Origin of the sequence: Acidovorax sp. SUPP3334, from assembly GCF_030159055.1 — a bacterium.
GTDB lineage: Bacteria > Pseudomonadota > Gammaproteobacteria > Burkholderiales > Burkholderiaceae_C > Paracidovorax.
On record NZ_BQXQ01000007.1, the window covers coordinates 104,227 to 117,399 of the forward strand.

General features: G+C 66.0%; 12 protein-coding genes and 2 pseudogenes. 1 reads left to right on the forward strand and 13 read right to left on the reverse strand.

Features of this window, described 5'->3' with window-relative positions:
* Positions 1–18 precede the first annotated feature (18 nt).
* Positions 19–456, forward strand: coding sequence for a universal stress protein (locus tag AVHM3334_RS05545; RefSeq protein WP_284410337.1), 438 nt, complete (start codon positions 19–21; stop codon positions 454–456).
* Positions 457–546: 90 nt separating this feature from the next.
* On the opposite strand, the gene AVHM3334_RS05550 is transcribed toward AVHM3334_RS05545, so the two are convergent.
* The 13 genes and pseudogenes from AVHM3334_RS05550 to AVHM3334_RS05610 form a co-directional block, all read right to left on the reverse strand.
* Entirely contained in the window at positions 547–1,530 is a 984-nt protein-coding gene (locus AVHM3334_RS05550) for a Bug family tripartite tricarboxylate transporter substrate binding protein (RefSeq protein ID WP_284410472.1), read from the reverse strand.
* A 142-nt stretch (positions 1,531–1,672) separates the two neighbouring features.
* Positions 1,673–1,981 (reverse strand): annotated as a pseudogene (locus AVHM3334_RS05555) (SDR family NAD(P)-dependent oxidoreductase); the annotation flags it as partial.
* A 76-nt stretch (positions 1,982–2,057) separates the two neighbouring features.
* Positions 2,058–2,726, reverse strand: a pseudogene (locus AVHM3334_RS05560) (DNA adenine methylase); the annotation flags it as partial.
* Positions 2,727–3,220: 494 nt separating this feature from the next.
* The gene (locus AVHM3334_RS05565) at positions 3,221–3,625 is read right to left on the reverse strand and encodes a hypothetical protein (protein WP_284410339.1); all 405 of its coding nucleotides are present in this window, start codon (positions 3,623–3,625) and stop codon (positions 3,221–3,223) included.
* A 2-nt stretch (positions 3,626–3,627) separates the two neighbouring features.
* Positions 3,628–4,959: a hypothetical protein gene (locus tag AVHM3334_RS05570; protein WP_284410340.1), complete on the reverse strand. Its 1,332-nt coding sequence runs from the start codon at positions 4,957–4,959 to the stop codon at positions 3,628–3,630.
* 175 nt (positions 4,960–5,134) lie between these two features.
* The gene (locus AVHM3334_RS05575) at positions 5,135–8,392 is read right to left on the reverse strand and encodes a DUF4815 domain-containing protein (protein ID WP_284410342.1); all 3,258 of its coding nucleotides are present in this window, start codon (positions 8,390–8,392) and stop codon (positions 5,135–5,137) included.
* Between the two features lie 8 nt (positions 8,393–8,400).
* On the reverse strand, positions 8,401–8,886 hold the full coding sequence (locus AVHM3334_RS05580; RefSeq protein WP_502869859.1) for a BW3TFN family phage tail fiber component: 486 nt from the start codon (positions 8,884–8,886) through the stop codon (positions 8,401–8,403).
* Between the two features lies 1 nt (position 8,887).
* Positions 8,888–9,844, reverse strand: a complete 957-nt coding sequence (locus AVHM3334_RS05585; protein ID WP_284410346.1) for a phage tail protein — start codon at positions 9,842–9,844, stop codon at positions 8,888–8,890.
* Positions 9,837–10,937: a baseplate assembly protein gene (locus tag AVHM3334_RS05590; protein WP_284410375.1), complete on the reverse strand. Its 1,101-nt coding sequence runs from the start codon at positions 10,935–10,937 to the stop codon at positions 9,837–9,839. The genes AVHM3334_RS05585 and AVHM3334_RS05590 overlap by 8 nt, the downstream gene beginning before the upstream one ends.
* The gene (locus AVHM3334_RS05595) at positions 10,934–11,299 is read right to left on the reverse strand and encodes a GPW/gp25 family protein (RefSeq protein ID WP_284410377.1); all 366 of its coding nucleotides are present in this window, start codon (positions 11,297–11,299) and stop codon (positions 10,934–10,936) included. The genes AVHM3334_RS05590 and AVHM3334_RS05595 overlap by 4 nt, the downstream gene beginning before the upstream one ends.
* 85 nt (positions 11,300–11,384) lie before the next feature.
* Entirely contained in the window at positions 11,385–11,891 is a 507-nt protein-coding gene (locus AVHM3334_RS05600; protein ID WP_284410379.1) for a phage baseplate assembly protein V, read from the reverse strand.
* Complete coding sequence (locus tag AVHM3334_RS05605) at positions 11,888–12,970, reverse strand: phage late control D family protein (RefSeq protein ID WP_284410381.1); 1,083 nt, start codon at positions 12,968–12,970, stop codon at positions 11,888–11,890. Before AVHM3334_RS05605 ends, AVHM3334_RS05600 begins: the two co-directional genes overlap by 4 nt.
* The gene (locus tag AVHM3334_RS05610; RefSeq protein ID WP_284410383.1) at positions 12,958–13,173 is read right to left on the reverse strand and encodes a tail protein X; all 216 of its coding nucleotides are present in this window, start codon (positions 13,171–13,173) and stop codon (positions 12,958–12,960) included. The genes AVHM3334_RS05605 and AVHM3334_RS05610 overlap by 13 nt, the downstream gene beginning before the upstream one ends.

Below are 13,173 nucleotides of genomic sequence, written 5' to 3' on the forward strand. Positions count from 1 at the left end.
CCGAAAGGAGAAGTTCCTATGTTCAAGCACATCCTGCTTCCCGTGGACGGCTCGCCGACCTCGATGACGGCCGTGGCCAAGGCCGCGGGTCTGGCCAAGGCGTTCGGCTCGGCCGTGACGGCCCTCTACGTGGTGGACCCGTACCCTTTCACGGGCGTGGGCGCCGACTTTGCCTACGGCCAGTCGCAGTATCTGAGCGCCGCCACCAAGGAAGCCAACGAGGCCCTGGAAGGCGCCAAGAACGCCCTGCAGCAAGCCGGCGTGCAGGTGACCACGGTGATCGGCGAAGGCCATGCGGTGCACGACGGCATCCTGCGCGCGCTCGAAACCACCCAGGCCGATCTGATCGTGATGGGCTCGCACGGCCGCCGCGGGCTCGAAAAGCTGGTGCTGGGCAGCGTGACGCAGCGCGTGCTGGGCGTCGTCCACGTGCCGGTGCTGGTCGTGCGCGACTGAGCCTTGCGGACGCACGGCGCGGCTTTTCGAAAGCCGCGCCGCAAAAAACGGCTCCCGAGGGAGCCGTTTTTCATGGGGCTGGCCGATCGGTCATTCGATCTTGGCGCCCGAGGCTTCCACGATGCCCTTCCACTTCGCGTAGTCGGACTTGAGCAGCGCCGAGAACTGCGCCGCCGACAGCGATTCGGCCTCGGCGCCCTGGGCCTGGATGGCCGCCTGCATCTCGGGCGAGGCCAGCAGTTTGTTGACCTCGGCGTTCACCGTGGTCACCACGCTGGCAGGGGTGCCTGCCGGCGCGAAGATGCCGTACCACGAGCTCACATCGAAACCCTTGTAGCCCGATTCGGCCACGGTGGGCACGTCCGGCAGCGAGGTGCTGCGCTTGGCCGAGGTGACGGCCAGCGGGCGCAGCTTGCCCGACTTGATCTGGCCCATGGCGGACGGCACGGAGGAGACCAGCAGGTCCACGTTGCCTGCCAGCGCATCCATCAGCGCCGGGTTGGAGCCCTTGTACGGAATGTGGCTCAGCTTGATGCCCGCGGCCTTCTCGAACAGGTCGCCGGCCAGGTGGATGGTGGTGCCGTTGCCGGGCGAGCCATAGGTGATCTTGCCCGGTTCGGCGCGGGCGGCGGCCACCACGTCGGCCAGCGTCTTGAAGCGGGAGTTGGCGCCGGTGGCGATGATCACGGGCGTATAGGCCACGTGGGCCACGGCCACCAGGTCTTTCGTGGGGTCCCAAGGCAGGTTCTTGTACAGCCAGGGCGCGACGACCAGGTTGTCTTTCTGGCCCATCACCAGGTCGTAGCCCGTGGGCGCCGCCTTCACGGCTTCGGTGATGCCGATGGTGCCGCCGGCACCCGCGCGGTTGTCGGGCACCACCGTCCACTTCGTCACCTCGGTCAGCTTGGTGGCGACCAGGCGCGAAAGGATGTCGGTGCCGCCGCCGGGCGGGAACGGCACGATCAGGCGCACGGGTTTGGTGGGGTAGGCAGCGGCAGGCGCCGCCGTTTGCGCCTGGGCGGTGGCGCCCAGCGCCAGGGCCAGCGCGGTGAAGGAAAGCAGGCGGCGGATCATTGGTTTCGTCTTCATTTTTCGAGGGGGAAATTCGGGCCGGGGTAGGCCATCAATGGTTGGCCAAAAAGGCCTCCAGCGCATGATTCACGGCGGCATGGTGCTATTGAAGTAATAGCAATCCGGATTCGCCGATGCTACAGCTTCAAGCGTCGCGCACATCCGCCACCGGCGATTCGCCGAAGTCGGCGCGCTCCAGCCAGGCCAGCACGCGCGCGGCGGCCTCGGTGGGCGAGGTGAGCATTCCGCCCGATTTGAGGTTGGCGAAGTTCTGCACGTCGGGAAAGTCGGCAGGGTTCGCATCGCGCAGGTGGGCCTGCATGTCGGTGTCGATCACGCCGGGCGCCAGCGAGCAGGCCTTGGCGCCGTTGGGCTTGGCGGCCTCGTCCAGCGCGAGGCAGCGGGTGAAGTGGTCCATGCCTGCCTTGGCCGCGCAATAAGCTGCTTGTGAAGCGCGGCGCGAAAACTCGATTTTCTCATCTGCGAAAAACGTCCCGCCCTGTCGTTACGCCGGGTGAAAGCAAATTGCATCAGAAGAGTCCCGCAGGCTCCGCTTTGCGATCCCAGTTGTAAATCACCAGCTCGCCGCGCTCGACTCGATTGGCTCCACCCCCTACTGTGTAGTCCAGTTTGAGCGCCTCCATGTCGAACTCGGCGAAACACTCCCGGATGGCTGGGTGGTCGTTGATGCTGACCACCGCTTTGCCCTTGAGTGTGCGCAGCTTGGTTGCCATGGCCGCGTACTGTTCCCAGGGGAACGGCACGCCGTAGCCCTCGGTCTCCCAATACGGCGGGTCCAAATAGAACAAGGTGTGTGGCCGGTCATAACGGTCGATGCAGGCCGCCCAGTCCAGATGCTCGATGTAGGTGCCGCCAGCCAGGCGCAGATGGGCGGCCGACAGGTTTTCCTCGATACGCAGCAGGTTGATGGCCGGGGCGGTGGTCGCGGTGCCAAAGCTCTGGCCAGCCACCTTGCCACCGAAACTCTGCTGCTGCAGGTAGAAGAACCGGGCGGCGCGCTGGACGTCGGTGAGGGTTTCCGGCCGCGTCTCCTGCAGCCACTTGAACACCTGCCGACTGGTGAGCGCCCATTTGAACTGGCGCACGAACTCCTCCAGGTGGTGGGTGACGACCCGGTACAGGTTGACCAGGTCGCCGTTGACGTCGTTCAGGACTTCGACCTCGGCCGGGTGGCGGGCCTTGTCGGCTTGCAGGCTTGATCTGCAGGTTGGGGCTCTTGCCGGTGTTACCGCACCGGCAGGGGTCGCCCGTCTTTTATGAGTGGATCGCCCTCCTCATTGCCGCCGCCAGGCGCGCGGCCAGCCGGTCGCTGGCGTCCTGTGTGCGATGCACAGAGTCGATCACATCCTTCGGCCCTTCGTACGCCTCGCCCCACCCCGCGTGATGGCGTTGAGTTCGGCACCGCGCGCCACCCAGGGCGCGGGGAACGCCTCGGATACCGGCAGGCCGACGATGCCGGTCAGCACCGCGATCCGCCCCTCCTGGGCTGCGGACGATGCTGTCCCCGTAGATCTCGGCTGTAAGCAACTCTGGGGCGCGATCATCGGGACCACCGCCGCTGCACCCAGTCAGCAATCCAAGCAACGCGGTAAAGAGAAGCGGCAACAGATACACGGGCTGACTGAGGTAAGTGGATAAAGGGGGCATGGCAGTGCTGAGGCGGGCGCTCGAATCAAAGGGTGGCTGCGTGGATGAAGAGTTCGTCCAGTGCCGAGGCGTCCAGGCCCAACGCTCCGCCCAGTTGTGCGACCAGGGGGCTGTCGCGGCGCACAGTCGGTCGGAAGTCCCACTCGATGCGCGCACGGGTCCGCCCTGGATCAGGCATCGCATTCAGCGCGGCCTCGACCGTGGCGAGCTTGCCGAGGTCGAACAAGGCCAAGCGGGCCTGGCCCATGTTCACTTCGTCTGGAACGCGCACTGGTGGCGCTGGCGGTGGCAAGTAAGGCAGAGGTTCATTGCCTGCGGCACGCCATGAGAGGTAGTCCGCGAAATCGCGGTTGTCCGGGTCCGATGGAATGCTGGCGCCGTCGGTCAAGCGAATCACCACGGTGGTTGCTGTGAGCTGGTACACGTCCATGGTCAAAGCTCCGCGGAAATGTTGATGCGCGCATCACCTGACAGCAGGCACAGGCATGCTTTGCTGTCGGATGCCAAGCCCGCGCTGGTGCTGGGCAAAATCAAAAATGCGGCTTTCCCCCCGGCCGTGCTGGCGAAGGGGCGGTCCGTGCATGAGGCGGTCCCGCCCGCGATTTGGAACTGAAATTTGTCTAGCGTTCCGGGGAAGGTGATAGTCGGCGAGGCGCGCTTTTCGGCATAGTTCAGCGGTGCCCAGACCTGGGTGCTGTTGGGCACCATCCCGGTGGCATATGCGTAGCCGTTGGCATTGTTCATCTGCTCGAAGTAGCGGCGGCAGAGATCCAGCTCTTGTGAATGCAGACGGTGCTCGAATCGCGTGGCCACCGGGCCTGGTTCAAGCTGCGCGCCCGTCAATGCGAAGACGTTGCCCGCGGTGTCCAGGCAGTTCACCTGGCTTGCGCTGCCGAGAAAGAGCGCATCACGCCATGCGCCCGGTTGTGTCTGATACCCGGCACCCACGCCCAGGCACCACCGGACGTAAAGGCCGGCACCATTGGTAAGGTTCCAACCACCCGCTGCCGGCAGTCCTCCCGTCACCGTGATCGCCTTGTACTCCCAGGTATTGGCCGCGTTGACGGTGTACTCCGCCACGTAGGACTTGTCGAAAGCCGCGTTGAACAGTGCGAGGCAATGCACGCCGACCCGTGCAGAACGCACCCAGAAAGAGACCGCAAAGGTGGCTCCGAACAGGTCGGCGATGTTGTAGCCCTCTATCACCTGCTGCAGCCCCGCCGATTCGCCCGATCCCATCGCGGGGTCCGCGGTGGTGACGGTCACCCGCGCGCTGCGGCGCAAGCCGGGCTCTGCCGCGGGGCCATCGATGGCTTGCTCCACCGTGGCGATGGCTGGGGTCGCAGAGCCCGTAAAGACGAATCGGTCCACCGGATACACACCCGATGCAATCGTGACGCCCGCAGAACTGGTGCCGCGCTGCGCGTGATCGGCCTTTCCGTTGATGATGCGATTTCGCATGCCGGCGAGCTGCCCGCCATTGATCGCCGGAGTTTGTAAGCCGGCCAGGAACTTCTGAGCCTCGGCCCACGATCCAGATTTCGTCCGCAACCACGTCATCAGGTCGGCCAGGCTGGAGCGCGCCGTGGCGCCGGCCTTGTTGAGAGCAAGAACTTCGGTCCCGTCGAGCGCTTGGGGCAGCGAAAACCCGGAGAAGTCCGCAGCCAGCTTGGTGCCTACGCTCGCAGCCAGCGCTTCGTGCTGGGCTGCGCCCACCTTGCCTGCCAGGGCCTGCGCCACGGTGGCGGCGTCGGCCTTGCCCATGTCCAGCAGCCGGTACGCAGTGTCGATCAAACCGAACGCTGCACGCAGGCGCATCACATCGTCGAGCCCATCGTTGAGCCAGTGCGGCAGTGGCAATTGCAGCACCGCGGTGCGCTCGTCCACTGGGTTTCCGGGTTGTCGGTAATCGGTCAATGCAGGCATGGACGACCTCCCTTCACAGAACGACGCAACGGAGGTTGCGCACTTGTGGGCGGGCCGTTGTGCCCCCAGTCAAGGTGAGCCGCACGCGAGCGCCCGCGCCGGCATTGAAGTTCTCCAGTTGGTGCGTGATTTCCCGCACCCCAGCCGTGGTGGTGCTGACCGTCACATAAGGCACCAGTACCCAGGGCGCGTTGGCTTGGCTTCCCTGCACATGCACCTGCACCGCAGACCCGCCTGGAATGTCGGCCTCGAAAACCACCTTCACGCGGCTGTTCGCATCGGCTGCAACGGTGCGGGACACGTAGGTGCCTGTCGCCTCGATGTGCCCGGCCACCATTTGCATGCCGGCCTGCAGCACGGCGGCCAGCGTGGCGTCTCCGCTGATCCGCGCCCGCACATGCACCTGGCCGGTGAAGGGAGCCGCCAGCCAGACAACTTGTCCATCGGTCAGGCGCACCACTTCGTTCTGCATCTCTGCCGGGAACTGCACCTCGAAAAACAGGTTGGCGGCGGCCGATGGCCGCTCTGCAAAGCCCAGGACCATCAGATCCGTGGCCGCGACCAGGTTGGCGGTGCCGAGGTCGATCACGCGCTCGTTCTCCGAGTACTGCGCTCCCAGCAAACGGAAGCACAGGTCGCGGTCGTGGTGCGCCGTCCACGTCGATGCGTTGGAGGACGAGAGCAGCACGCCGACCTGGTACGGCTGGCTTGTGACATACCCAGCGGTGGGGTCTTGCTTGCCCAGCTCGGCGATGGCCACGGCGGTGGTGGCGTCGTCGCAAAGCACCACGATGGCGTATTCGCGCCGCGCCTGCAGCAGTACAGGCGGCCAGCTGATGCGTGTGAATCCCTGCAACTGGATGGCATCCTTGGCAACCCGTGCCTCCACCACGACGGCTTGGCTGGGGACGCCGTTCGCCGTTTCACGAATCTGCACCACGACCGGCCCACCCACGGCCGTGAATGGCAGATCGATGCCCGCGCACTGGGTGAGTTCGTCCAGAACGAAGGTCTCCGCCAAAGGGTCGAAATAGCCGTCGTACAGCCACCTGCTGCACTTGCTGTTGATCTGGGTGGGCGTCGTGCCGGCGCCGCTGGGGCCGAACACCGCGCCGCCCGTAGACACAGGCGCAGGGTATGAGAGCGCCCAGGTTTCCGTGGTCACCTGTTGCTGCGTTCGCAGCAGCGTGGTGCCCTGGCCCATATAGGTCTGAGAACCCTTGGAGCCGAGCGGCCCGGAGAACTGCACCACCCGCGCACCCGCGGGCACGTTGGCCGGCACGACGAACGTGCCCGACAGTTCGCCATTGGCGCTCGCCACCAGCGTTCGGCCAGGGAGTGCCGCCGCCTGGACCGCCAGGCCATCGAAGGTCACCGCGCCCAGCGCTTCGCCGGGTCCCCAACCTGCCAGGTCAAAGCGCACCGTGGTGGGCCGCAGCGTTTCGATGTCGGTCGTCTTTTCGGAAAGCACGCGGGAGGACACCCCCGAACCCGCGAAGGAAGACTGCGTGCCGGAGCCCGTATAGAGGCGCTCTGTGACTGGCGAAGCCCACTGCGTGACGATATCGGTCCACCGATCCACATTCGGCGTCAGCGTGACGGCAGCGGGTATCGGCTCGAACGCGCGGTATGGGTTGACCAGCATGGCACCCGTGCGCATGGTCTGCGCCAGCACCACGCGGTAGCCATGCGCTGGAGCCATGCGTTCGGGCAGATTGGCACCCAGGGCGAAAACGGTCGGCGTGATCGGCAACTGCAGCGAGCCGCGCACGATTGCGGCTGTTTGCGCGATGCCGGCGTCGCGTTGGTCGTCCGAGAGGAAAGGGTCGGCAAAGATGCCTTTCTTGATGCCGGAATCCAAGCCTTGCGCGCTGCTGGCCAGGCGAAGTTCAGCCAGGTCGAGAATCACGCTATCGAGCCGTTCGCGGTAGCCCAGCAGTTGTGCCATGGGCACGACCTTCACGGCGTCGTTCACGACGCGCCGCTCGGCATCCCAGGTTTGGTACACGCTGGCGATGGCCAGCATGTCATCGGGCACCACCGGCGCGGTGGGCTTCCACGGACTGGAGATGCCGCGCAACCATTCGAAGGCGCCGTCCCGCGTCAGGCACAGCCGGTCGATGCGGCGCAGCTGCTGCTGGTAGGTCACCAGCATGAGCGTGCCAGGCACGGCGCCTTCCACGGTGCAGCCTCGGCTGTCGACTGCAGTGGGCACGATGGTGGCCACGTACAGATAGGTCACCGAGTAGTTGCTGCCAGGCGCCACCTCCGCGCCGCCCGGGCTCCAGTCCACCTGTGCGGCGGTGAGCTTGTAGTCGCTGCCGTCGGTCTTGTATACCGTGGCGCCCTGCTGGACCTTTTCGATCTGGATGACTGTGGCGTCGGGCAAGGGGTCTGCCGCCCCGGCAAAGCCACCGTGCACGATGTTGACGGTCTTGCGGGACGTGATGCGAACCTGCGGCACGCCTTTGCACGGTGGACGGCTGATGTCGATGCGCTGCGCGCCGGCCGTGGTGGATTGGTGCGGCTCGCTGTCGATCAGCAGCAGTTCGGCAGCGGTGGCGGCCACCAGGCGGCGCCCGGCTTGCAGTTCGATGGGGTAGCCTGCGACCCGGGCGCGGCCTTCCGCCACGGTGAACACTTGCTCGCCGGACGGCAGATCGGCCGCCATCACCACTTCCAGCCCGTCGACGATGTAGGACCCGCCTGCGCTGTCACGGTCATACCGCGCAAGTGCCTGCGTGACAGCATCCAGGTTCGGAGGCGCTTCCTTAGCGCGGACGAACCCATCCTCCACCACCCAAACCGGGAAGAATTCGCCATCACCGCCGTCGCCAGCAAATCCCCAGACCGGCTGCACCTTCTCGCGCCAGGCCCCCGGCTCCTGGTACGCGGGCGTGCCTCCAGCCGGGTTCAGCAGGGAGGGGTCTTCCACCTCGGTGACCGTGACCTTTATGAGATAGATGCCAACATTGACGATCCCTGCCACGGGCACTGAAAACTCGCCGGTAGGAACCCCGCGCACAGCGCCCTGCAGGTAGATCGCTCCCGCCTCGGCCTGCACCGCGCCGGTCAGGGAGTTGATGACGATGCGCGCATCGCGCACCACGTCGCCGTCGCGGAACAAGGCATCGGCGATGCCACGCACGCGGGCGGTGGCCATGGACTGCAGCTCGTTCAGTTCGGCGCTCTGCAGCACTTTGTCCTGCCGGAACTTGATGGCATCAAAGTTCTTGGCGGGGTCGAAACGGTTGTGGATGGTGGTGGACATGGCGACCTTTAGAACGGGAGCACAAACGCCTGCACCTGGCGCGTGGAGGCAGAGCGGGTGAACTTGTCGAACCGCTCCATCGTGTACAGGTCACCTGGCTGGGCGACCTGGGCGGCCGTGAAGTACCGCTGCCCTGGAGGCAGGCCCGCGACCAGTTCGCCGCCCAGGAATACCCCCAGTTCGCGCACCGTCTCGCCCGCCGCATCCGCGTAGTTGAAAACCCACGTGACGTAAAGCCACTTGGTCTCGGCGACGCTGACGCGATAGCGGCTTGCGTCGGGCAGTTCGATCTCGCCATCCGCGTGCGGCTCCGCGAACTGCACCGATGTCGCCAGCCGCCGCCCGATCTCGTCAACCAGGGTCAGCGACGTGGTGGGCTCGGGCTCGATCTGCGCGTCCCATTGCGGCAGGCCGCGTCCCCAGGCCAGATAAATCGGCATGGCGGCGACGGCTCGCGCAATCGCAACACGCCCTCGGTTTTGCAAAACGGCCATCTCAAGGCTCCTCGTAGGAAATCAGTTGGAAGTGCTCACGCCACGGGCCGTCCCATGGGCCATTCCAGTAGCGTGCGGGGTGAATGGGCACGGGCGCTGTCTTGGCCGCGGTATCGACTCGCCAGCCCACGGCTGGAGGTGCTGTCCAAGCAGACACCGACGTCGGAATGCGGGAGGAAAGCAACGTGCCTCCACCCGGCTGCAAGGCCGTACTGATGTGGGCCACCAGCTCCATGGAACCGCCGGACAGGCCGGACAGCACCTTGGAGTCGAGGCGCCACACGTCCAGCACGGGCATGTCGTCGTAGCGAGAGACGGATACGCGCACGTGGGTGGCAATGCCCACGGGCGATCCTGGCGACAGCGTTGGCAACGTGCCCCCGCGCCGTATGCCGAAGGACTCGACGACGCCTGTCGTCCCAGGCACCCCCGAATAGCCATCGAGCATGCCGGCGTCCAGCGCCGGCCCACGATCCAGGACGATGGGGCGCACGTCGTTGAGTGCGTTGTACACGCGCACCAGGTGGGCGCGAGCTGGTGCGGCAAATTGCGCCAGGGCCACGATGGCAGGCACCTGGCCAGGCGCTGGCGGGTGTTGCAGCACCAGCTCGTAAGCGGCCCATTGCGAAGGCATGCTGCGCAGATCGTCTGGCACGGCAGGCACGCCGATCCAGCGAAGCGCCTCAGTGATTGACCACGGCGTACCCTTGGCCTTGTGCCAAGCGATAGCGCCCAGGATGGCGGCACGCCTAGCGTCGTCATCCTGCAGGTACTGCCACACCGGCCCGACGATGTTGAACTGTTCGGCGAGGTAAGGCAGAGCGGACGCAGCCACGTTGGCAACGTCATAGACCAGCAGCGGCCGCATGTCCAAATGGGTGATGCGCTCGGGCAGACGGGCCAGCGCGACTAGGTTGGCGTCCTGGCCCAGCGACGGCTGGATCAGTAGGTCAGCCATCGATCAACTGCCGGCCAAGGGATACGGTCAAAGCGGTGAGGCGCGGCCATTCGTGGGCCTGCAGCACCCGTTGGGCGGGTGCCAGCACCTGCATGTCGTACACCCCAGCCACGCCGGCACCGGCTGCAATGACCTGCGCGGGCACCAGGTCGCCGCCCAGGCGGTTGGCCTGCTGCGCAGCCCAGGTGCGCAGACGCTGCTCGACGGTGGCCAGCACCAGGTCTGCGACGTAGCCGGGTGCCACGTCAAGGCGCACGGAAATGGCGTAGTCCACCGGGCTGGCGGCATAGACCGTGATGCGGTCGCCCAGCATGCGCGCCTTCGGGTCGTCGAGTGCGACCTGCACCTGCGCGACGACTTCCGGGCCCGGCACGCCGTCCGCCCCCAGTAGGACCACGCTGACGGAGCCGTCCGGCCGCGGGCTCCACACCCGCACATCCAGCAGCGAAGGCGCCGCGGCCATGGCGGTCAAGCGGTAGCGGTTTTCCGATCCGTAGCTGAATGCCTCGGGCGCCAGTTTGATGCGCAGACGGTAGCGTTCATCCGTCTCTGCTGCAACGCCGCCCCGAGTGACCGACACCGTGCGCAGCGACTCCAACGGCGCGGGCGGCTCGTCCAGCGCGCGCAGTATCGACGGAGGCCAGCCATTGGTGTCTGCGCCAGCCTCCTGGGCGCGTGCCACGAACTCGTACACGGTGGTGCCTTGAGCAATATCGCCGCTCACGTCCGTCACGAACACCTGTCCCGAGGGCAGTTCGACGCGCCAGCCCGCGGGCAGTGTGGCGGCCTGGGTCAGTGCCGCCTGAAACTCCAAACGGACCGTGACATAGGCACTGGACGCTGGGAGGCGAGTAACGCCCAGCAGCGCGCCGAGGTGATCCAGGAACGGCGCCCGTGCGAAGGCGACGAGGTTCTGTGCCGCCGTGTCCTGGATCAGCTCGCGCGTGAGGCTCTCCCGGTATGCCACCAAGTCGATGATGAGGCGCTCGATCTGCGCGGGATACAGCGTGCGCCCCGTCATGGCCTCGTACTGGGCGACCAGGTCCTGCACGACCTGTTGCGGGTCGCGCTCGATGAAGCTGGGGGCGGTCACAGCGCCACCTCGGTGCTTTGCAAGTCGGCCGCGCCCGCAAGCCGCCACACGATGGCGACGACCACCTGATGCGGCGCATCGCCCATTCTCGGCTTCACGGCATCCAACTCTACGCGGGGCTCCCAGAGTGTGATCGCCTCCCAGCACGCACGCACCAGGTGCGGCAGTGCCTGATCCCTGGGCCAGTCCACGTACTGGGCAATGTCCGAGCCGAATTCAGGCCGCAGCGGATCGCTGCCCTTGGGGGTGGTCAGGATGACGCGGATGCACTGGGCAATGTCGGCCAGGCCGGTGACGGCCTTGCCTGGCAGGCCGATGGCAAGTTGCCAGTCGCTGGCGGTGATGGTGTCGATGGCGTCCATGGGAACCCCGATGGTTCCCGTGGACGGCCGCCGCGTATATTGAACGAGGGCAAAAACTGCCCCGCCGCTGCGGGGTCAGCGGCCCCTAATGGGTGTGGTGGTTCGAGTTGCCGCCGTCATCCATCAACTGGCCCGCCACATGCACGTCGCCCGTGAATTGCACCGCCTGCGCATCGATCTGCAGGCGCGGCGCGCGCAACACGATTTCATCGGACGCCTCCACCACCACACGCGCGACGCCCCGCACCGTGAGCGTGTGCGCAGCGCGGTCGTAGGCCACCTCTGCTCCGTCCTTGAAGCGCACCATGCGTACATTCGGGTCGGTGGTGGGCGGGGTGTCCTGGTCGGAGTAGATGGCGCACACCACCACGCCATCTTCCAGATTCGCATCCATGAGGCAAGCCACATGTTCGCCCAGGTCGGGCATCCAGTAGTCCTTGTCCTCGCGGGTCTTGCGCTGGCCCACCGGGATCATGGCCGTCTCCAGGCCGTCCAGGTCGTCGAAGCGCACGCGCACCCTGGCCGTCTTGGGGTCGATGGCCGAGACGACGCCGGTCTTGTAGGTGGCCTGCTGTTCCTGCCGTTCGTTCATTGCAGCACCACCTTCCCATCCTTGATCGTGGCCGTTTTCAGCTTCTTGCCCTTGCCGCTGTTGGCGGCTGCGGCGCCGGCCTTCACACGCCGCATCTCCAGCTCGGTGGTGTAGCCGCCCTGGCGCTCGATGCGGTGGGTGGATCGGGCGACCTGGTAGCGCCCCGAGAGCTGCCCGAAGTCCTCCAGATCCGCATTCACCCCGGCCACCAGGCGAGGCGATCCCCACATCGTGCAATTGCACACCGTGGCCTGATCCTGCGCATGCTTCAAGGCGGCGCGTGACTTGGCCTTGGCCTGGGCATTGGACTCCGAACGCGACGTGATCTTCAGCGAGTCGGCCGACGCGCGCGGCACCACAGCGCCTTCCGCATCCAGTTCGTAGGAGACCAGCGCCTTTGTCTTGGAGTCGTGGTGCTTCACGGAGGCGCTGGCCGGCACGTCCTTGATCTTGTCGCGGAAGCTGTAGCGGCCGATATCGCCCGGCCGCAACACCACCACCGCGCCACCACTGCGCAGCCCCTCCAGCGGAACGAATGTCAGCACACTGCCGCGCACATTGAAGGCATAGCCGTATTCCTGCGCGAGGCGCTTGAGGAACTTCAGATCCTGCTCATGCGCCTGCGTGATTCGGCGCACCGGGATTTCCTCGATCTCGCCCACCACCCTCAACTGGTGGCGCATGGCCACCGCATGCACCACCCCCGACAAGGTGGTGTCTTCGTAGGCATGGCCCTTGTGGGTGCGCAGTGTCTTCGTCACCCCAGCGGCCAACGCCTTGATCTGCACCTGCGAAGGGGGGCCATTGAGTTCGATCTCGTCGATCTCGAAGGCACCGCAGGGCACTAGCGCGCCGCGATAGCCCAACTGCAGCGTCAGCTCATCCCCCTTGGCGGGGTACCAGCCATTGAGCCAACGCCCATCGCTGTCTTCCAAGGCCAGCTCCATGCTGTCGGCTTCGTCCCCATCGAGGTCGGCCGTCCAGGTCAACGACAGCAGGAACGGGGTGAGGTCGGCCGTGATGTCCTGGTGGTTGTAGGCCACGGTGAACAGCGGCTCGGGGACGGTTAGCGCATCCATGGGGGCAAGTCCTGCGCGTCGATGGCTTCGGGGTCTTCGATCAGGGGAACGCGCACTGGCAACCCCGCGGGCAGCACCGGCAGCAACTGCAGGTGCTCGTTGGCTTCGGCCAGCGGGCTGATCATGGCGGCGTCACCGTAGTAGAGGTGCGCGATGTTGTCCCAGCGGTCGCCCTCGCGCGTGATGTGTTCGATGTATTCCAT